Origin of the sequence: Stenotrophomonas hibiscicola ATCC 19867 (assembly GCF_000382065.1) — a bacterium.
In the GTDB taxonomy this organism is placed as follows: domain Bacteria; phylum Pseudomonadota; class Gammaproteobacteria; order Xanthomonadales; family Xanthomonadaceae; genus Stenotrophomonas; species Stenotrophomonas hibiscicola.
Genome location: NZ_KB907498.1, coordinates 103,600 through 122,960 on the forward strand (window position 1 = coordinate 103,600; position 19,361 = coordinate 122,960).

Consider the following 19,361-nt stretch of genomic DNA (forward strand, 5'->3'; position numbering starts at 1 on the left):
GGCGCCCCGGAAGCGGGTGTGATGCGCTGCGGCTTGCGTGATGACACCGGTTTACCATATACACCTCCTGCAGACGCTGTCGATGGGCAGTGCAACAACGCAGAGGGAGACCGTTCTTGAGCAACGAACACGGCACACAGGGGCAGAGGCCGGCGCCGGACGGTGCAGCCGCCATCGCCCGCGCCTTCACCGATGCACGCCGCGCAGGCAAGGCCCTGCCCGCGTTCCCCGGAGAGATCCCCGTCGATCTGGTGGCTGCCTACCACGTGCAGGACCAGGCCATTGGCCTGTGGAGCGATACGGTGGTCGGCTGGAAGGTGGGTTACATCGCTGCCGAGCGCCGCGACGGCTCCGGCGATGAGCGCCTGCTGGGGCCGATCTTCAAACGTCAGCTCTGGAATGATACCGGTGGAACAACCGACATCCCGGTCTTCGTCGGGGGCTTCGGCGCAGTCGAAGCAGAGTACGTGCTGGAGCTGTTGGAGGACGCGCCGGCCGGACAGCTGGACTGGTCCCCGGAACAGGCCGAAGCGCTGCCTGCGCGCCTCTATATCGGCGTGGAAGTGGCCAGCAGCCCGCTGGCCACCATCAACGAACTTGGTCCGCGCGTGGTGGTGTCCGACTTTGGCAACAACAACGGCCTGGTGCTGGGCCCGGAGATCGTCGACTGGTCCGCACGCGACGAAAACTCGCTGCGTGCCGAGACACTGATCGAAGGTGAGGTGGTCGGCACCGGTGGCGCCACCCGCCTGCCCGGTGGCCTGCGCGCGGCCTATGCCTTTGCGCTGTCCCGTTCGGCCCTGCGTGGCCGGCCGCTGCGCAAGGGCGACCTGATCGCCACCGGCAATGCCACCGGCATCCACGATATCGAGGCAGGACAAACGGCGCTGGTGCGCTTTGCCGGCTTCGGTGACATTGCCTGCCGGGCCGTGCCCGCGGGATGACCGCGGGGCTGCCCTGGTGAACACGCGCGGGAGGGCGCAGATGATCACACGACGTAACTTCCTGGCCGGTGGCGCTGCTGCCCTGGCCACCCCGATGCTCGCCGCCTGTGGCCGCGGGCCGGGCGGCGATATGGCCGGTGGCGCGCTGTTGACCGCCACCGACGTGCATGTGGCCGACTACCCTACCGTCACCGCGGTGAAGTGGATCGGCGAAACGCTGCAGCGCGAAACCAACGGTCGCCTGCGCCTGCGCCAGTACCACTCCGGCCAGCTGGGCCGCGAATCCGAGGCGATCGACATGGCGCGCTTCGGTGCCATCGATATCACCCGCGTGTATGCCGGTGCGCTGAACAATGCCTTTCCGCTGACCCAGGCGCTGTGCCTGCCCTACGTGTTCACGTCGGTGGCGCACCAGCGTGCCGCGCTGGATGACGGCCTGGCCGAAGCCGTGCTGCGCGGCTTCCAGGGCCGCGGCCTGGTCGGCCTGGCGATCTACGATTCCGGTGCACGCTGCTTCTACAACACCAAGCACCCCATCGTTTCGCCCAAGGACCTGCACGGCCTGAAGCTGCGCGTCGCCTCATCGGACATCTTCATCCAGCTGATGCGCCTGCTCGGCGCCAACCCGACGCCGATGTCGCTGGGCGACACGTTCTCCGGGATGGAAACCCACATGATCGACGGCGCCGAGAACAACATGCGCAGCTTCCATTCCAGCCGCCACTTCGAAGCGGCGCACTACTGGTCGCAGAGCGACCATTCGTACGCGCCGGATGTGTTGCTGATGTCGCGCGCCAGTTTCGAACGCCTGTCGCCTGACGACCGCCAGCTGCTGCTGCAGACCGCGCGCGCGTCGGTGAAGGTGATGCGCGAGCAGTGGGATGCGTCGGAGGACGCCGCACGCCGCGCCGTGCTGGCCTACGGGGTGAAAGCCAACGAGGTGGACATGCCCGCCTTCCGCACCGCCGCCCAGCCGCTGCTGCAGCAGTACCTACAGCAGCCGGAGATCGCCGCGCTGGTCGACCGCATCCGCGCCGCCTGAGGACACTGCCATGATCGAGACGACGACGCCCGCCACCGGGCCTGGCCAGCGCCTGCTGGACCGCATCGCCGACATCGCCATCTACGGCGCCGTTGCTGCCCTGCTGGGGCTGGTGGTGGTGCAGGGCTGGCAGGTGTTCGCGCGCTACGTGATCAACGATTCGCCCAGCTGGACCGAGCCGGTCACGCTGCTGCTGCTGGCCACGGCGATGAGCCTGGGTGCCGCCTGCGGTGTGCACACCAACCGCCACTTCGGCTTCTTCCTGCTGCATGCCTACCTGGGCCCCGGCCTGCGCCGTGCGGTGGACGTGCTGGTGCAGCTGGTGGTGGCGGTGCTGGGAGGCTTCATCGCCTTCTGGTCGGGTGATCTGCTGCTCGACGGCCTGGACATCAAGACCGCCGGCGCCGATCTGCCGCAGAGCATCAACTACCTGCCACTGGCGGTGGGCGGCGGGCTGATGCTGCTGTTCGCGCTGAACCGTGCGTGGAACGCGCTGCAGGCCCGCGCCACCGGCGCCGAAGACGCTGAAGGAGATCGTTGATCCATGGGTATCACCATCCTGTTCTCCGTGTTTGCCGTGCTGCTGCTGCTCGGCGTGCCGGTGGCCTACGCGCTGGCCGCTGCCGCGCTGGCCACCCTGCTCTACCTGGATATCCCCAGCATCGTGCTGGTGCAGCAGATCTCGGCCGGTACCGGCTCGGCCTCGCTGATCGCCATTCCGTTGTTCATCTTCGCGGGCGAGATCATGATGCGCGGCGGCATCTCCGAGCGCCTGATCGCCCTGGCCTCGTCGCTGGTGGGGCGCTTGCGCGGTGGCCTCGGCCAGGTCTCGATCCTGTCCTCGCTGTTCTTCGGCGGCGTGTCCGGCTCGGCCATCGCCGACGTTTCGGCGGTCGGCGGCACGATGATCCCGCAGATGGTCAAGCGCGGCTACGACCGCGATTTCGCCGTCAACGTCAGCATCACCGCCGCGCTGGTGGCGCTGCTGGTGCCGCCGTCGCACAACCTGATCCTGTTCTCGGCCGCTGCCGGTGGGGGCCTGTCCATCGCCGATCTGTTCGCCGCCGGCATTGTCCCCGCGCTGCTGATGACGTTGGCGCTGATGGTCACCGGCTATGCGGTGGCGCGCCGCCGCGGCTATGGCGTGGAGGTCTTTCCCGGCTGGCGCGCCGTGGCCCTGCGCATCGTCTCCGCCCTGCCCGGCCTGGGCCTGGTCGCGCTGATCTTCATCGGTATCCGTGCCGGCATCTTCACCGCAGTGGAAAGCGCAGCCATCGCCGTGGTCTACGCCTTGCTGGTGACCACCGTGCTGTACCGGCAACTGCGCTGGCGCGAGTTCTTCGACACCGTCATCCACGCTGCGCGCAGCACGGGCGTGATCCTGTTCGTGATCGCCACCGCCGCCGTGTTTGGCTGGCTGCTGGCCTACCTGCAGGTGCCCGCGGCCGCCGTCGAGTTCCTGCAGTCGTTCGCGCACAGCCAGTTCATGGTGCTGCTGATGATCGTGGTGATGCTGCTGCTGCTGGGCACCTTCATGGACCTGGCACCGATGATCCTGATCTGCACGCCGATCTTCCTGCCGGTGGCCCGCGCCTACGGCATCGATCCGATCCACTTCGGCCTGGTGCTGGTGCTCACCGGTGGCCTGGGTCTGGTCACGCCCCCGGTGGGCTCGGTGCTGTTCATCGGCACGGCCATCGGCAAGATCAGCGTGGGCCAGAGCATGCGCACGATCTGGCCGTTCTGGTTCGCCGCGCTCGCCGTGCTGCTGGTCGTGGCCTTCTTCCCCTCACTGTCGTTGTGGCTGCCCGCCGCGCTGCGCGGCTGAGCCACAAGGAGACTGCCATGCGTGCACTGTGTATCGCCGCCACCATCACTCTGCTCGTGCTGTTGCTGCCGGCACGGCCTGCACCCGCGGCGGAGCCCGCGCGCGCCCCGGCGCAGTGGGCGCGGGGGCTGGAACACCAGCGCCAGGCGGACCGGGGCGATGGCACGTTCCTCAATCCGGTGCTGGCCGGTGACCATCCGGATCCCTCGGTGCTCAAGGACGGGGACGATTACTACCTCACGCTGTCGTCGTTCGACGCCTACCCCGGCCTCCCGATCTGGCACTCGCGCGACCTGGTGAACTGGCAGCCGCTGGGACATGCGGTCACCCGCAACGTGGGGGCGATCTGGGCGCCGGACATCGTCAAGCATCGGGGGCGCTACTTCATCTACTTCCCGGCCCGCACCGGCGAGCGCCGCAGCAACTTCGTGGTCTGGGCCGATGACATCAAGGGCCCGTGGAGCGCGCCGATCGACATCGGCCTGGGTGGCTACATCGATCCCGGCCATGCAGTGGGTGAAGACGGCAAGCGCTACCTGTTCCTCAGTGGCGGTGATTACGTGCAGCTGGCCGACGACGGGTTGAGCGTGGTCGGCACGCCGAAACACGTCTATGACGGCTGGCGCTACCCGCAGGACTGGGACGTTGAGGCCTACGCGCAGGAAGGCCCGAAGATCCACGTCCGCGACGGCTGGTACTACATGACCACGGCAGTGGGCGGCACCGCCGGTCCGCCGACCGGGCACATGGTGATCACCGCGCGCTCGCGTTCGATCCACGGACCATGGGAGAACGCGCCCAACAACCCGATCACGCGCACGCAGTCGGCGGCCGAGCCCTGGTGGTCACGCGGCCACGCGACGGTGATCGAAGGGACCGATGGACGCTGGTGGATGATGTACCACGGGTACGAGAACGGCTTCTGGACGCTGGGTCGGCAGGCCCTGCTCGAACCGATCGAATGGACCGCTGACGGCTGGTTCCGGGCCACGGGCGGAGACCTTGGTCAGCCACTGCGCAAGCCGGCCGGACAGGCGCTGTCGCCGCATGGCATGGCGCTGTCGGATGATTTCCGCGGCAGCACGCTTGGCCCGCAGTGGGCGTTCTTCAACCCGGCGCAGGATGAGTACCGCCGGCTGGGTTTCAGTGGCAACGGCCTTGTCCTGCAGGGCAAGGGCAGCACGCCGCGCGACGCCTCGCCGCTGACCACCATCGCCGGCGACCGGGCCTATCAGTTCGAGGTGGAGATGGAGATCGCCCCCGGTGCCGTGGGCGGCGCGCTGCTGTTCTACAGCGACCGGCTGTACGCGGGCGTGGGCAGCAACGGCGAGTCGTTCATCATGCATCGCTACGGCGAGGAGCGCCCTGCCCGACCGGCCCCGGGCCGCGGCGGCCGGCTGTGGTTGCGGGTGACCAACAACCGCCACATCGTCACCTTCCACTCCAGCACCGACGGGCACACTTGGCAGAAGTATCCGGTTCAGATGGAAGTGTCCGGTTACCATCACAATGTCGCGGGCAGGTTCCTGGCGTTGAAGCCGGCGCTGTATGCGGCCGGCGACGGTGCGGTAACCTTCCGCAACTTCCGCTACCGCGCGCTGGACTGAGCGCGGAGCCGGAATCCCCAGACTTACCGGGTTCAAAACATGTCAGTGCGCAACAAGAACGATGCCGCTACGCCGGCATTGGCGAAGGGCAAGGCAGCCACCATCAACGACATCGCGCGACTGTCGGGTGTATCCAAGAAAACGGTTTCAAGAATCATCAACAACTCGCCACTGGTGCGCAAGGACACGCGCGACAAGGTGGAAGCGTTGATGCGTGAAGTGGGCTACACGCCCGATCCACTGGCCCGCGGGCTGGCGTTCCGCCGCTCCTTCCTGATCGGCATGGTCTACGACAACCCCACCGCGCAGTACATCGTGGACATGCAGTACGGCGCGCTGGATGCATTGCGTGGATCCAGTTTCGAGCTGGTGGTGCATCCCTGTGACAGCCGCAGCCCCGGCTACATCGAAGGCGTGCGTCGCTTCGTGCAGCAGCAGAAGCTGCACGGCGTCATCCTAGTGCCGCGTGCCTCGGAAGACCAGGCGCTGGCGGACATGCTCGATGAGATCGGCTGCCGGTTTACCCGCGTGGCAGCGCTGCCGCTGGACGAAAGCTCGCAGATGGTGGTTACCCATGACCGCGATGGTGCGGCCGAAGCCGCCGACTACCTGCTCTCGCTCGGCCACCGTGACATTGCCCTGGTGACCGGTCCCAGCGCCTACCGTTCGGCCCATGAACGTACCGCCGGCTTCATCGACGCACTGTCGCAACGCGGTATCGAGCTGCCGAAGGACCGCATCATCGAGGCCGGCTACACCTTCGAATCCGGTGTCGCCGCTGCCGAGAAACTGCTGCTGGGCAAGCGCCGCCCGACCGCCATCTTCACCGGCAACGATGAAATGGCCGCCGGTATCTACAAGGTGGCGCTGCGCGCGGGCATCAACATTCCGCGCCAGCTGTCCATTGTCGGCTATGACGACAGCCCGCTTGCCTCGCGCCTGTGGCCCTCGCTGACCTCGGTGCGCCGGCACACGCGCGATACCGGACGCACCGCCGCGGCGATGCTGATCCAGCCCGAAGGCCAGGCCGCGCTGCCCATTGCCAGCGTGCGGCCGCACCTGATCGTCCGCGATTCCTGCCAGCCGCCGGAGGATTGATCCCCAAGGATCAATCCTGCAGGTCACGACCTCTGGTCGTGACACGCCCCTGCCCCATCCACCCGATCCACCGCGCCCTGCCCGGGCCATCCCGGCATCGTGCGACGCAAAATGACACCGGTTTCCTGTCTGGCTAGAATCGACCGTGAACCGCGCCGGGGCCGACCCGTCGGCCCGCCCCCCGCTCTGGAGACGCCATGTACAGCAAGACCCATTACGCCACCCATCCCGATGCCATCCACGGTGCCAGCAACGACCAGCTGCGTGACCTGTACCTGCTCGATGGCCTGTTCAACGCCGGTGCGGTGACCCTCAAGTACACCCACTACGAGCGCTTCGTGATTGGTGGCGCCGCCCCGGTGGACGCACCGCTTGCGCTGCCGACCCAGACCGAACCCGCTTCGGCCGCAGGCCACCCGTTCCTGGAGCGCCGGGAACTGGGCGTGATCAACGTCGGCAGCGGCACTGGTACGGTCACCGTGGATGGCACCGGCTACACGCTGGGTCCGAAGGACGGTCTGTACGTGGCCATGGGCAGCAAGGAGGTCGTGTTCGCCTCGCAGGACGCCGCCAACCCCGCCCAGTTCTATCTGGCCTCGACCCCGGCCCATGCCCGCTTCGAAACCAGGCAGCTGTCCATCAAGGACGCCGTTGCACTGGACCGCGGCGCGCTGGAAACCAGCAACGAGCGCACCATCTACCAGTACATCGTGCCGGCCACCTGCCAGTCCTCGCAGCTGCTGCTGGGCCTGACCGTGCTCAAGCCGGGCAGCGTGTGGAACACCATGCCGCCGCACCTGCACGACCGTCGCAGCGAGGTCTACTTCTACTTCGACCTGGGTGACAGCGACCGCGTCTACCACTTCATGGGCGAGCCGGCCGCGCAGCGTCACATCGTGATCCAGAACAACGAAGCGGTAGTGTCGCCGCCGTGGTCGATCCACATGGGCGCCGGCACCAGCAACTACGCCTTCATCTGGGCGATGGGTGGCGAGAACCTGGACTACACCGACATGCACGTGCTGGACATCTGCCAGCTCAAGTAAGCCCGCCTGGCCGCCGCGCACCGTGTGCCGGCCGTCGACACCGCTCGTCTCTATCAAGGAACGCATACGCAATGGCTAATCCCTTCAGCCTGGAAGGCAAGGTCGCTCTGGTAACCGGTGGCAATACCGGTCTGGGCCAGGGCATCGCCGTGGCACTGGCCGCCGCTGGTGCCGACGTCGCCGTGGCCGGCATCGCCCCGCCCACCGATACCATCGAAAAGATCACCGCGCTGGGCCGCCGCTGCCTGGCCATCGAAGCCAACCTGATCAGCATCGAGCCGGTGGCGCGCGTGGTCCGCGAGACCATCGAAGGCCTGGGCGGGTTGGACATCCTGGTCAACAACGCCGGCCTGATCCGCCGCGCCGATGCGGTGGACTTCAGCGAGCAGGACTGGGACGACGTGATGAACGTCAATCTCAAGTCCGCGTTCTTCATTTCGCAGGCCGCCGGCCGCCACTTCATCGAACAGGGCCACGGCAAGATCATCAACATCGCTTCGATGCTGTCCTTCCAGGGCGGTATCCGCGTGCCGTCGTACACCGCCAGCAAGAGCGGCATCGCCGGCATCACCCGGCTGCTGGCCAACGAGTGGGCGGGCAAGGGCATCAACATCAATGCCATCGCCCCGGGCTACATGGCGACCGACAACACCGCCCAGCTGCGCGCCGACGAAGCGCGCAACAAGGCGATCCTGGAGCGCATCCCGGCCGGTCGCTGGGGCACGCCGGATGACCTGGCCGGTGCGGCGGTGTTCCTGGCCTCGTCGGCGTCGGATTACATCAACGGCGCCGTGCTGCCGGTCGATGGTGGCTGGCTGGCGCGCTGACGCGTGATCCGCGGTAGTGCCGGCCGCTGGCCGGCGTCCTGGCAATGCTTCCGCCGTTCATGAGGTTGCCGGGCAGCGGCCGGCACTACCGGAGACCGGACATGCGCACCCTGTTGCCTTTGTTGTTGCTGCTGTCGTGCACCACCGCGCAGGCGGCGCCCGTGCGGGTCTTCATTGCCGGTGACTCCACTGCGGCCGCATACGGCCCCGAGCGCGCGCCGCAGGCCGGCTGGGGCCAGGCGCTGCAGAGCTACCTGGACCCGGCGCGCTTGGAGGTGCACAACCACGCCAAGGGCGGGCGCAGCACGCGCAGTTTCATCGAGGAAGGGCGCCTGGAGGCCATCGCCGCCGAGCTGCGCCAAGGCGACGTGCTGCTGATCCAGTTCGGCCACAACGATGCGAAGTTCGAAGACCGCACGCGCTACACCGATCCGGACAGCGACTACCCACGCCTGCTGATGCGTTACGTACAGGTGGCCCGCGCAAAGGGCGCCACGCCGGTGCTGGTCACGCCGGTGGCGCGGCTGCTGTACGACTTCGGTTCACTGCTGGATACGCATGGCCGCTACACGCAGTCGATGAAGGCGTTGGCCGCGCGCGAGCAGATTGCGCTGATTGATCTGAATGACCGCAGCATGCGCTGGATCCGCGCGCTGGGTGAGGAGGGCGCGCGACCCTACTTCCTGTTCGTGCCCGAACAGAACAAGGCCGACGGCACCCATTTCAGCGTGGCCGGCGCACATGCGGTGGCCTGCCTGGTATTGCGCGAGGCGGTGCCGCTGCTACCCGCGCTGCAGCCGGCGCTGGTGCGGGATATCGACTGCGACGTGGTGGCGGAAGGGCAGGGTAGCGACCCAGCCCTGCCCTCGCAGGTGGTGCACGAAGACAGTGTTGTGCGCACGCAAGCAGGCCCGCACGGCGGTGCCGGCCCGACCACGGCGTATCCGTTCTTCGCCGATGCCGAAGGGCTGCCGTTCGTGCTGCGCAAGCGTGTGCTGCACAGAGGCGCGGGCATCGGCCTGCATCCGCAGCACAAGGACGAGATCTATTACATCGTCAGTGGGCAGGGCAGTTATGTGCTGGATGGCAGGCAGTACGACGTGCACGCCGGGCACGCGCTGCTGACCCGCAAGGGCAGCCACCATGCGCTGCAGCAGGTGGGTGAGGAGGATCTGGTGGTGCTGCTGGTGTACCCGCGCTGATTGAAACGTAGCCGAGCATGGGCTCGGCTCTACAGAACAGCGCCGGCGTGCATGGTCATCGTCGTTCGACAGGCTCCGGGCCGAAGTGCTTCAGCCCCAACCTGGCCAGGTCTTCCGGTCGCTCGAAATAGGCTTCGTCGAAGGCGTGCAGCGCCTCCTGCTCCTGTTCGGTCATCGCGCCGTACAGGTCGGTCAGTTGCTTGACCGCCGGGTCATCTTCCAGCCGGTCGACCAGCCCGCGCATGCCGGCCAGGATCGCGTGGGTCTTCGCCGCGCCCATCGCCTGCAGCGCACGTAACGCCAGCTGGCAGGTCGGGTCGCCCCAGTTGCACAGGAACTGCATGAAGCCGCCGTTGTTGATGTCGGCCTCCATGCGCCACAGCGCCACCAGCTGCTGGTCTTCGTCGGACAGCGCATCACACGTCGCCGCCGTCCGCCCAGCCTTCACCCGTGCCGGCCTGGAACACGTGATCGTCAGCCTGCACGTCACCGGCAGGCAGGTGCGCCTGGTCGGCCAGTGCCGCGTAGATTGGGGTGAAGTCCGGCGACGTCGCCTGCATCAGCTGTTCAAAGCTGTCGATGACGAAGTAGGTCTTCTGGAAGGTGTCGATGCGGTACTTCGTTCGCATGATCCGCTGCAGGTCGAAACCGATGCGGTTGGGTGCGGCCGATTCCAGCGAGTACAGCGACTCGCCCTTGGACGACACGATGCCGGCACCGTAGATGCGCAGGCCGTCGGGCGTGTCGATCAGGCCGAACTCCACCGTGTACCAGTACAGGCGGGTGAGGTTCTGCAGCGCGTCCGGGCCGATCGCGTGGGCTTTGACGCCGCCACGGCCATAGGCCTCCATGTAGTCGGCGAACACCGGGTTCATCAGCAGCGGCACGTGGCCGAACAGGTCGTGGAACAGGTCCGGCTCGGCGATGTAGTCGATCTGGTCCGGGCGACGGATCCACCAGGTCACGGGAAAGCGGCGGTTGGCCAGGTGGTCGAAGAAATCCAGTTCCGGCAGCAGGCCTTCGACGCCGACCAGGGTCCAGCCGGTGGCCGCGCCCAGCACTTCGTTGAGCTGGTCGAAGCGCGGAATCATGTGCGCGTTCATGCCCATCTCGTCCTGCGCGTCCAGGAATTCCTGGCAGGCACGGCCGACCAGCAGCTCGCGCTGGCGCTGGTACAGCGTGCTCCAGGTGGCGTGGTCGTCGGCGCTGTAGGTGTCCCACGGCTGCTCGACGAGCGCGGTGGTGTACACCGGCACGTAGCCCTTGTCGGTCTGCTGGTGTTCGACGCGGCGGGGCTGGGCGAGGTCCATGGGGCACTCCTTGAAGGGATAGCCACGATGCTAGGGCAGGGCGCGCGCAACAGGGTTGCAAAAGTTGCGCCGATTGGCATTGTTGGCGCAATATCCTTGCGCAGTCACCATGTTGCGGAGCAGCAATGGCCGGAGAAGTCCAGTTTGATCGCACGGATATACGCCTGCTGGCTGAAATCCAGCGGGATGGGCGCGCCACCAACGCGGAGCTGGCGACTCGGGTGAACCTGTCGCCCTCGGCCTGCCTGCGCCGCCTGCAGCGGCTGGAAAGCGAGGGCGTGATCGTCGGCTACGGCGCGCGGCTGGAGCCGCGGCAGCTGCGCCTGGGCCTGCAGGCCTTCGTGCGCGTGCAGTTGGAAAAGCACGACCAGGCCGCCATCGGCCACTTCGTGGACAGCGTGCAGGGCTGGGACGAGGTGGTGGCCTGCCATGCGCTGACCGGCGACATGGACTACCTGCTGCACGTCTACGTGCGCGACCTGGAGCACTTTTCGCACTTCCTGCTGGACCGCCTGCTCAACGCCGGCGGCGTGGCCGACGCCAATTCCAGCTTCGTGCTGCGCACGGTGAAGGGTTTCCAGGCATTGCCGTTGTCGCAGCTGGAATGAGCGCAGCGGCGATTTGACGCGGCCGGGCGGGTAGCCGAGCATCACCGCCCTGCGCGCGCCGCAGCGCTCCTTTCCGGTTCCACGCATGTCCGAACTCCAGCACCCGGTGCCCACCACCATCTTCCTGCCGCTGCAGCGCAAGTCGCTGGCACGTTACATCGCTCACGGCACGCCGCCGCAGACGGCAGTGGAGCAGGCCGGGCTGATGGCCGCGCAGTTGTGCCGGACGCGCCTGCATCCAGCGGCCGAGATCGAACGCCTGCTGCATGATGCCTGCGCGCTGTTTGCCGGCAACGAAGGCGCCGCCGCGCAGCTGGCCGGCCCCGGTGGCGGAGGCCAGCCGGAGCTGGATGCCTGGCTGACCGCATTGGCCGCCCACGGCGTGCTGCTGGCGCCGGCGCAGATCCTGCAGGACGTCATCGCGCAGTCGCCATTGGAGTATCCGGGCCTGGCCCTGCAGCAGGCCTGCCAGGAAACCCTGACCGAGCATGAGATCCGCTTTCCCGCCACCTTTTCCAGTGACGAGGCGCTCACGCAGGATGACGTGGCCGCCGAGGACGCGCGTGCGGTCGAACACCATGGCCTGTACACCTCCGAGCAGGCCCGCGTGCTGCGCGCCATCGCCGCCAACCCCGATGAGCTGATCGACCTCGATGGCTATGCCGGCACCGGCAAGGGCCACCTGGTGCTGGCGCTGATGGAGGCGCGGCCCGGCCGCTACACCTACGTGGCGCCCTCGCGTGGGCAGGTGGAAGCCTTCCGCAGCCGCGTGCCGGCCAGCACCGCGGTGCGCCTGCTGACCCAGATCGAGTTCGCCAACCGCGTGGCGCAGCATGCCGCGCGCAGCGGCCACACCGGTGGCTTCGTTGCCAGCTACCGGCGCAGCACCCGCACGCCGCGCGAGATTGCCGGCCGCATCGGCCTGCAGGGCATCGGTGGGCGCAGCCCGGAGCAGGTGCTGCTGACTGCGTTCGAGGCCATCAACCGTTGGTGCGCGTCGTCTGCACCGGGCTTGGCGTTCCAGCATTTCGACCGGTCGGTGCCCGCCGCGATGCTCGACGTGTCGCCGTACATGGCGGCCGCCGAGCACGTCTGGCGCTGCATGTTCGACGCCGAACTGCAGCGGGGCACGCTGCTGAGCCTCAGCCCGGCGCACATCGGCAAGTGGTTGGCACTGCGCGGCGTTACCCCGCCGCTGGACATGGGCATGCTGCTGGTGGACGAGGCGCATGACCTGAGCCCGTCGTGGAAGCAGTTGCTGGCCGGCCATGCGCCTGGCGTGGTCAGCCTGGGGGATCCGCACCAGTGCCTGACCGGTACGGTGCCGCGCTGGGCCGCGTCGAAGGTGCTGGAAATGCACCAGTCGGTGCGCCAGGGCAACCAGGTCGAGGGCCTGGTCAACCAGACCCTGGCACTGGATGGACTGGGGCAGGACAGTGGGCCGTTCGTCGGTGCCGCCGACCGCGCCACCGGTGTGCTGCATTACCGCCACTGGGCGCAGGTGCCGAGCGAGGGCCTGCGCATCCATGGCAGCGTCGCCGATCTGGCCCTGGATGCGGCACAGCTGCACGCGCTCGGGCTGCGGCCCTATCTGCATCCGGCATCGCTGCGCGCGCTGCGCAGCGTGCTGCAGCGGCCGCTGGATGCGTGGCGCCGGCGCCGCGACAGCGCCTCGGACCCGGCACAGGAGCGCTTCCTGGCCACGCAGGCCGACGAAGGGCAGGGCGCGCTGGTCGAACTGTTTGCGTCTGCCGATCGGGTGCAGTCACTGCTGCAGGCGCTCGACGACCAGGACACGCCTGCTGAAGGGCGGGTGGCGCTGTGCCTGGCCGAACACGCGAAGAACCTGCAGTTCGACGTGGTCTCACTGTCACCCGGTTGCTTCAGTGCGGGGCAGGGCGGGCGCATCTGGCACAACCCGGTGCGCGCGGTCTATCTGGCACTCACCCGTGCGCGACGCCAGCTGCATGTGCCGGCCGATGGCATGGAACAGCTGCAGCACACGGCGACACTGCAGGAGCAGGCCCGTCAGGCGCGCAGGCGCGAGCGGCAGCAGGCCAGCGGTTACCGGCCTGCGCGCTAGAACGCGCGCGTCGCTGTCTGGCAGCGACAGGCCGGCTCAGCTCAGCACTTGTCCTTGCGGCCCATCAGCTTGCCCAGGCGCGAGGCTTCCTCGCACTTCGGCGCGGCCACGGGTGCCGGTGCGGCGGCCGCGGCGCGTGCACGCTGCAGCTGCTGGATCTTCGCGCGGATCTGCGGCATCGCGGCCATTGCGGCCTTTTCGCCCTCCAGGATCGCAGTGCCACGCTGGCTGAAATCGGCGGCGCCGATGTCCAGCACCTTCGGGCGGATGACGATGTCGGCGCGTGCCAGTTCCTGCTCGCCCAGGCGCTGGCCCATGATCGAGATGGACTGGTTGACGATGCCCAGCATGTCGGTCGGCGCCTTGCCGCTGGCCTTGCTGGAGATGTCCACGGCGATCACGAAGTCGGCGCCGAGCTGGCGCGCGGCATCCACCGGCACCGGGCTGACCACGCCGCCATCGATGTAGTTGCGGCCACCGATCTTCACCGGTTCGAACACGCCGGGAATGCTGCTGGAGGCGCGCACGGCCTGGCCGACGTTGCCGCGCACGAAGATCGCGCGCTCGCCTGTTTCCAGCTGGGTCGCGACGGCGGCGAACGGCTTCTTCAGGCGCTCGGCGGGGCGGTTGGCGACCTGCTCGTTGACGTAGTCCTGCAGCTTCTGGCCCTGCACCAGGCCACCGGAGAACAGGCGCACGTCGCGGATGCTGGCTTCATCCAGCGCCACTGCCTTGCTCTGCATCTGGAACGCATCCATGCCGCTGGCATACAGCGCGCCGACCACGCTGCCGGCACTGGTGCCGGACACCACGGCCGGTTCGAAGCCATTGGCCTCCAGCATCTTGATCACGCCGATGTGGGCGAAGCCCTTGGCTGCGCCACCACCGAGGGCGATACCGATCTTCACCGGCTTGGCCTGCGGTACCACGGTTGGCGCCGGCGGCGGCGCAGGGCGGACCGGGTCGCCACCGCAGCCGGCCAGCAGGCCGATCAGGGCGACGGACAGCAGCATGCGGGGTCGGAACAGGCTCATCGGCAGTGCGCTCGCGGCGCCGGATTCAGGAAAGGGCGCCAGCATACCGAAGCGGTGGCGGGGCGGGCAGGGTGGGGGTATCCCCTATTCATAGAACACCACGGGTAGCGCCGGGCCATGCCCGGCGAGCGCAGCGGTGGTCAGAACCGGTTGTCGCCGTCCAGCATCCGGCCCAGGCCGCCCAGCACCGAGCCTTCGCCGCGGTTCTGGCCGCCGCCCTGCGGCGCGGCCATCCACATGCGGCCGGCCAGGCGCGAGAACGGCAGCGACTGCAGCCAGACCTTGCCTGGACCGGTCAGCGTGGCCAGGAACACGCCTTCGCCGCCGAACAGCATGCTCTTGATGCCCGCAACACGGCGCACGTCCATGTCCACGGTGGGGTGGTAGGCCACCACGCAGCCGGTATCCACGTCCAGCCGCTCACCCGCGGCCAGTTCGCGCTCGACCACGCAGCCGCCGGCGTGAATGAACACCCAGCCGTCGCCCTCCAGCTTCTGCATGATGAAGCCCTCGCCGCCGAACAGGCCGGTCATGATCCTGCGCTGGAACTGCACGCCGATCTGCACGCCGCGCGCGCCGGCCAGGAAGCTGTCCTTCTGGCAGATCAGGCGGCCGCCGTGCTGGTCCAGCTTCATCGCCAGCACCGTGCCCGGGTAGGGCGCGGCGAAGGCGACCTTGCCCTTGCCGTGGCCGCTCTGGGTGTAGACGGTGGCGAACAGGCTCTCGCCGGTCAGCACGCGCTTGCCGGCGGCCATCACCTTGCCCATGAAGCCGCCGCCCTGGTCGCCGTTGGCGGCGCCGAACACCGTGTCCATCTGTACCGTGGCGTCCTTGAACATCAATGCGCCGGCCTCGGCAATGGCGCTCTCGCCGGGGTCGAGCTCGATCTCCACGAACTGCATTTCATGGCCGACGATGCGGAATTCGATGTCGTCGGCGCGGCCGCTGGCGGAGGGGACCGGCGGCGGGCTGTTCGGCATGCCCGGGGCCGCAGATTGCAGTTCCGGCACCTCGGCAATCGAGGTCCATCCGCTCATGCCCTGGCACCAGGCCAGCGCGCGCGGGTTGGCCTGCGCATAACGGCGCGCAGCCTGGTCATCAAGCGGGCCGATACGCTCGGCCTGGGCGGAGGCATGGAAATACCACTGGGTCATCGCGGCGGCTCCGCAGGGCTGGAAACCCCCGAGTCTAGCGAGGGCGCCCGGGCCGGGGCGACAGGCCCATGAACGGCGGGCATTTGCGGGGCAGGTGCTGTATTGCAACAATTATCTGGTAGCGCCGTTTTACCACCCCTCCAAACACAGCCTACCGCCATGTCCCCGACCCGTACTTCCCGTGGCCGCCTTCCGGTCGCGCGCCCCCTCGTTGCCGCTCTTTCCGCCCTGCTGCCGCTGGTTGCGGCCGCCCAGGAAACTCCCGCTGCCAAGGATCCGGTTGCCCTCGATGCCCTGCAGGTGACCGCGCAGCGGCGCGTCGAGAACGCCAAGGACGTACCGGTCGCACTGAGCGCGATCCAGGGCGAGAAGCTGGATGTGTTCGGCTCGGCCGGCGATGACATCCGCTTCCTGGCCGCACGCGTGCCCAGCCTCAACATCGAGTCGTCCTACGGCCGTGCCTTCCCGCGCTTCTACATCCGCGGCCTGGGCAACACCGATTTCGACCTCAATGCCTCGCAGCCGGTGTCGCTGGTGTATGACGACGTGGTGCAGGAAAGCCCGCTGCTGAAGGGATTCCCGCTGTTCGACCTGGCCAACGTGGAAGTGCTGCGTGGCCCGCAGGGCACGCTGTTCGGCCGCAACACCCCGGCCGGTGTGGTCAAGTTCGATTCGGCACGCCCGTCGCAGGATGCCGATGGTTACCTCCGTGTCGGCTACGGCAGCTACAACAGCTGGAACGTGCAGGGCGCCTACGGCGGCCCGCTGACCGACCGCTGGTCGGCACGCGTCTCGGCCATCTACCAGCGCCGCGACGACTGGGTCGACAACACCCGCGTCGGCGCTCCCAACAGTGGCTTCGAAGGCTATGACGAAGCCGCCGGCCGCGTGCAGTTCCTGTACGAAGGCGACGACTTCGAAGCACTGTTCAATCTGCACAAGCGCAAGCTCAACGGTACCGCCCGCCTGTTCCGCGCCAACATCATCCAGAAGGGTGGCAATTCGCTGGTCGAGAACTTCGACCGCGACAAGGTGGCCAACGACGGCGTCAACTTCTCCGACCTGGAGACCTGGGGCGGCAGCGCGCGCCTGCAGTGGAACCTCGGTTCGGTGACCCTGCATTCGATCACCGGTTATGAAACCGCCGAGTCGCTCAACCGTGGCGACATCGACGGTGGCTACGGTGCGGCCTTCCTCGGTGCCGGCAACTACGGTCCGGGCCTGATTCCGTTCTCGTCGGAGTCGGCCGACGGCCTGCCGCACCACCGCCAGTGGACGCAGGAAGTGCGCATCGAGTCCAACGAATGGGGCCGCTTCGACTGGCAGGCCGGCGTCTTCTACTTCGATGAAGACGTGACCATCAACAACTTCAACTACGACTCGCTGACCCCGGGCAATCCGCAGACCGGCCACGTGGTGCAGAACCAGCGCAACAAGGCGTGGGCCGTGTTCGCTTCGGGCGACTTCGATGTCACCGACCGCTTCAAGCTGCGTGCCGGCGTGCGCTATACCCAGGACAAGAAGGACTTCAGCGCCAGCGTGCTGCAGGCCGTTCCGTTCGGCACCCCGGTCAGCGGCCCGTACCTGGCCAACACCGACGTCAACGACGTCAGCTGGGACGTCAGCGGCGTGTACAAGCTGACCGACGACATCAACGCCTACGCCCGCGTCGCCAAGGGCTTCCGCGCGCCGTCGATCCAGGGCCGCCTGGCCTTTGCGCCGGGCCTGTCGCAGGCCGATTCGGAGAAGGTCATCTCGTACGAGGCCGGCATCAAGGCCGACCTGTTCGAGCGCCGCGCGCGCCTGGGCCTGAGCGTGTTCCGCTACAACGTTGACGGCCAGCAGCTGATCGCCGTGGGCGGTGCCAACAACACCGCCACCCTGCTCAACGCCGACAAGACCATCGGCCAGGGCGTGGAACTGGACCTGGAAGCCTACCTGGCCGACAACGTCCTGCTGACCTTCGGCAGCAGCTACAACGACACCGAGATCAAGGACAAGAACCTTGCGGTGGCGATCTGCGGCGGTGGCTGCACCATCAACGACCCGACCACGGTCATCAACGGCGGCACCTATGCGCTGGTGAACGGCAACCCGCTGCCGCAGGCGCCGAAATGGATCCACAACGCGACCCTGCGCGTGGGCTTCCCGCTCAGCGATGGCAGCGAGCTGTACGCTTACACCGACTGGGCCTACCGCAGCGCGGTGAACTTCTTCATCTACGAGTCGCCGGAATTCCGCGGCCGCAGTTCGCTGGAAGGCGGCCTGCGCCTGGGCTACAACTGGGATTACGGCCAGTACGACGTGGCGGTGTTCGGTCGCAACCTGACCAACCAGACCCGCGTGGTCGGCGCGATCGACTTCAACAACCTGACCGGCTTCCTCAACGAGCCGCGTACCTGGGGCGTGGAGTTCACCGCGAAGTTCTGATGCGGTGGTTGCGTTGATGCAATGCAGAAGGGCCGGCGCACTGCCGGCCCTTCTGTTTCCTGCTTCGTGTAGAGCCGAGCCTGCGCTCGGCTGCTCTGAGCCGAGCATGGCTCGGCTCTACAGAGGCGTGGCCTACAGCGCGCTCTGCGGGCGCACCTTCAGCACCGCATTCTCGGTGGCGCAGTCGCGGCTGGAGTGCAGGCCGGCCTTGCGCGCCGCTTCGATCTCCTTGCGTGCGGCCAGCAGGTCCTTGTTGAAGGCCGCGTTGTCGTGCAGGCGGGCCACGGCGGCCGCGCCCATGAAGCGGCCTTCGAGGATGTCGCTCTGCCAATGCACGTTGCACACCAGGCGGCTCTCGCCGTAGTTGCGGCCGCGGGCCTGGATGGCATCGGCGCGGTCCGGCGCGATCTCCGACAGGATCAGTGCCCATGCCCAGCCGATTGAGGTGTGGCCGGACGGGTACGAGCCGTTCTTGCGCAGGCCGTCTTCGTCCTTCGGCGAGCAGGTCGGTTCACCGTTGACCATGAACGGACGCGGGCGCTGGTAGTGGTTCTTGGCCGCCTTGGTCGCCGCACTGGCGTCGATCCGGCTGCGCTCCAGCAGGCGATACAGCGCCGGGGTCTTCACCGCATCGACGTCGATGTCGGCGGCGCAGGAGAAGTGGTTGGCGCCTTCGGGGAAACCGAGTTCCGCATCGACGCCGGCCTGGGCGAAGCGCGGGCTGCCACGCAGCGCGCGGGCCTCACGGCTGACCTGCTCGTCCAGGGCGAACGCGGCCGAACCGGCCACCGGTGGTGCCGGTACCAGGTCGAGGCTGGCCGGAACCGCGTTCTTGTCCAGATAACCCACCGCCTTGGTGGTGATGTTGGCTTCGACGGCGGTCGGCTTGGCGGCGGTGGCGGCACAACCGGCCAGGGCAGCGGCCACGGCAAGGCCGAGCAGCGGGCGGGCAGGGTGGGAGATCAGCGACATGGACGGGCTCCGGAGAAAGAACATCGCGTCATGATCGCAGTCCCAGTGCGGCACCGCAGTGGCCATCGGTCATACGGCCAGAACCGGCATGGTCATCGAAACAAGATGAAAAACGTCATCAAGTGACGCCAGTCTCCTGAATCCGGGCGCAGCGCACGGACTTTCACGCGCCCGCG

The 19,361-nt window shown here is 67.7% G+C and carries 17 protein-coding genes; 12 read left to right on the top strand and 5 right to left on the bottom strand.

The genetic code is table 11. The features are described from left to right. Window positions 1-116 precede the first annotated feature (116 nt). The 9 genes from G370_RS0100445 (at window position 117) to G370_RS0100485 (ending at window position 9,594) form a co-directional block, all read left to right on the top strand. Complete coding sequence (locus tag G370_RS0100445) at window positions 117-944, top strand: 2-keto-4-pentenoate hydratase (protein ID WP_019658829.1); 828 nt, start codon at window positions 117-119, stop codon at window positions 942-944. A 40-nt stretch (window positions 945-984) separates the two neighbouring features. Beyond that, on the top strand, window positions 985-1,986 hold the full coding sequence (locus G370_RS0100450; protein WP_019658830.1) for a TRAP transporter substrate-binding protein: 1,002 nt from the start codon (window positions 985-987) through the stop codon (window positions 1,984-1,986). A gap of 10 nt (window positions 1,987-1,996) precedes the next feature. Beyond that, the gene (locus tag G370_RS0100455; RefSeq protein WP_019658831.1) at window positions 1,997-2,527 is read left to right on the top strand and encodes a TRAP transporter small permease; all 531 of its coding nucleotides are present in this window, start codon (window positions 1,997-1,999) and stop codon (window positions 2,525-2,527) included. 3 nt (window positions 2,528-2,530) lie between these two features. After that, complete coding sequence (locus G370_RS0100460) at window positions 2,531-3,814, top strand: TRAP transporter large permease (RefSeq protein ID WP_005421133.1); 1,284 nt, start codon at window positions 2,531-2,533, stop codon at window positions 3,812-3,814. Window positions 3,815-3,831: 17 nt separating this feature from the next. Next, window positions 3,832-5,421 (top strand): family 43 glycosylhydrolase, encoded by a 1,590-nt coding sequence (locus G370_RS0100465; protein WP_019337389.1) that lies wholly within the window; start codon window positions 3,832-3,834, stop codon window positions 5,419-5,421. Between the two features lie 39 nt (window positions 5,422-5,460). Continuing rightward, entirely contained in the window at window positions 5,461-6,519 is a 1,059-nt protein-coding gene (locus G370_RS0100470; protein WP_019337388.1) for a LacI family DNA-binding transcriptional regulator, read from the top strand. Window positions 6,520-6,716: 197 nt separating this feature from the next. Beyond that, the gene (kduI, locus tag G370_RS0100475; protein ID WP_019337387.1) at window positions 6,717-7,565 is read left to right on the top strand and encodes a 5-dehydro-4-deoxy-D-glucuronate isomerase; all 849 of its coding nucleotides are present in this window, start codon (window positions 6,717-6,719) and stop codon (window positions 7,563-7,565) included. Between the two features lie 71 nt (window positions 7,566-7,636). Next, a complete protein-coding gene (kduD, locus tag G370_RS0100480; RefSeq protein WP_005421125.1) occupies window positions 7,637-8,392 on the top strand; it encodes a 2-dehydro-3-deoxy-D-gluconate 5-dehydrogenase KduD in 756 nt (251 codons plus the stop codon). A gap of 101 nt (window positions 8,393-8,493) precedes the next feature. Next, window positions 8,494-9,594 carry a GDSL-type esterase/lipase family protein gene (locus G370_RS0100485; RefSeq protein WP_019658832.1) on the top strand — a complete coding sequence of 367 codons (1,101 nt, stop codon included), beginning with the start codon at window positions 8,494-8,496 and terminating at the stop codon, window positions 9,592-9,594. Window positions 9,595-9,649: 55 nt separating this feature from the next. On the opposite strand, the gene G370_RS0100490 is transcribed toward G370_RS0100485, so the two are convergent. Together G370_RS0100490 and phhA are read right to left on the bottom strand one after the other, a co-directional pair. Then, window positions 9,650-10,042, bottom strand: a complete 393-nt coding sequence (locus G370_RS0100490; protein ID WP_019337385.1) for a DMP19 family protein — start codon at window positions 10,040-10,042, stop codon at window positions 9,650-9,652. Continuing rightward, window positions 10,011-10,904, bottom strand: a complete 894-nt coding sequence (gene phhA, locus G370_RS0100495; RefSeq protein ID WP_019658833.1) for a phenylalanine 4-monooxygenase — start codon at window positions 10,902-10,904, stop codon at window positions 10,011-10,013. Before phhA ends, G370_RS0100490 begins: the two co-directional genes overlap by 32 nt. 125 nt (window positions 10,905-11,029) lie before the next feature. On the opposite strand from phhA, the gene G370_RS0100500 reads away from it, so the two are divergent. Both G370_RS0100500 and G370_RS0100505 read left to right on the top strand, forming a co-directional pair. Next, window positions 11,030-11,512, top strand: a complete 483-nt coding sequence (locus tag G370_RS0100500; RefSeq protein ID WP_004153377.1) for an Lrp/AsnC family transcriptional regulator — start codon at window positions 11,030-11,032, stop codon at window positions 11,510-11,512. 85 nt (window positions 11,513-11,597) lie between these two features. Beyond that, complete coding sequence (locus tag G370_RS0100505) at window positions 11,598-13,595, top strand: hypothetical protein (protein WP_019658834.1); 1,998 nt, start codon at window positions 11,598-11,600, stop codon at window positions 13,593-13,595. A 41-nt stretch (window positions 13,596-13,636) separates the two neighbouring features. Here G370_RS0100505 and G370_RS0100510 read toward each other — a convergent pair whose 3' ends face one another. Together G370_RS0100510 and G370_RS0100515 are read right to left on the bottom strand one after the other, a co-directional pair. After that, entirely contained in the window at window positions 13,637-14,629 is a 993-nt protein-coding gene (locus G370_RS0100510; RefSeq protein ID WP_019658835.1) for a patatin-like phospholipase family protein, read from the bottom strand. Window positions 14,630-14,769: 140 nt separating this feature from the next. Continuing rightward, entirely contained in the window at window positions 14,770-15,783 is a 1,014-nt protein-coding gene (locus tag G370_RS0100515) for a TIGR00266 family protein (RefSeq protein ID WP_019658836.1), read from the bottom strand. A gap of 159 nt (window positions 15,784-15,942) precedes the next feature. On the opposite strand from G370_RS0100515, the gene G370_RS0100520 reads away from it, so the two are divergent. Continuing rightward, complete coding sequence (locus G370_RS0100520) at window positions 15,943-18,213, top strand: TonB-dependent receptor (protein WP_019658837.1); 2,271 nt, start codon at window positions 15,943-15,945, stop codon at window positions 18,211-18,213. A gap of 132 nt (window positions 18,214-18,345) precedes the next feature. On the opposite strand, the gene G370_RS0100525 is transcribed toward G370_RS0100520, so the two are convergent. Continuing rightward, complete coding sequence (locus G370_RS0100525) at window positions 18,346-19,185, bottom strand: acid phosphatase (RefSeq protein WP_019658838.1); 840 nt, start codon at window positions 19,183-19,185, stop codon at window positions 18,346-18,348. Window positions 19,186-19,361 lie beyond the last annotated feature (176 nt).

Excerpts from the sequence above, each read along its gene's own strand:
- kduD (WP_005421125.1), top strand. The coding sequence starts at position 7,637 with ATGGCTAATCCCTTCAGCCTGGAAGGCAAGGTCGCTCTGGTAACCGGT.
- G370_RS0100500 (WP_004153377.1), top strand. The coding sequence starts at position 11,030 with ATGGCCGGAGAAGTCCAGTTTGATCGCACGGATATACGCCTGCTGGCT.
- G370_RS0100505 (WP_019658834.1), top strand. The coding sequence starts at position 11,598 with ATGTCCGAACTCCAGCACCCGGTGCCCACCACCATCTTCCTGCCGCTG.
- G370_RS0100465 (WP_019337389.1), top strand. The coding sequence starts at position 3,832 with ATGCGTGCACTGTGTATCGCCGCCACCATCACTCTGCTCGTGCTGTTG.
- G370_RS0100485 (WP_019658832.1), top strand. The coding sequence starts at position 8,494 with ATGCGCACCCTGTTGCCTTTGTTGTTGCTGCTGTCGTGCACCACCGCG.
- G370_RS0100510 (WP_019658835.1), bottom strand. The coding sequence starts at position 14,629 with ATGAGCCTGTTCCGACCCCGCATGCTGCTGTCCGTCGCCCTGATCGGC.
- phhA (WP_019658833.1), bottom strand. The coding sequence starts at position 10,904 with ATGGACCTCGCCCAGCCCCGCCGCGTCGAACACCAGCAGACCGACAAG.
- G370_RS0100515 (WP_019658836.1), bottom strand. The coding sequence starts at position 15,783 with ATGACCCAGTGGTATTTCCATGCCTCCGCCCAGGCCGAGCGTATCGGC.
- G370_RS0100455 (WP_019658831.1), top strand. The coding sequence starts at position 1,997 with ATGATCGAGACGACGACGCCCGCCACCGGGCCTGGCCAGCGCCTGCTG.
- G370_RS0100470 (WP_019337388.1), top strand. The coding sequence starts at position 5,461 with ATGTCAGTGCGCAACAAGAACGATGCCGCTACGCCGGCATTGGCGAAG.
- G370_RS0100525 (WP_019658838.1), bottom strand. The coding sequence starts at position 19,185 with ATGTCGCTGATCTCCCACCCTGCCCGCCCGCTGCTCGGCCTTGCCGTG.
- G370_RS0100460 (WP_005421133.1), top strand. The coding sequence starts at position 2,531 with ATGGGTATCACCATCCTGTTCTCCGTGTTTGCCGTGCTGCTGCTGCTC.
- G370_RS0100520 (WP_019658837.1), top strand. The coding sequence starts at position 15,943 with ATGTCCCCGACCCGTACTTCCCGTGGCCGCCTTCCGGTCGCGCGCCCC.
- G370_RS0100450 (WP_019658830.1), top strand. The coding sequence starts at position 985 with ATGATCACACGACGTAACTTCCTGGCCGGTGGCGCTGCTGCCCTGGCC.
- kduI (WP_019337387.1), top strand. The coding sequence starts at position 6,717 with ATGTACAGCAAGACCCATTACGCCACCCATCCCGATGCCATCCACGGT.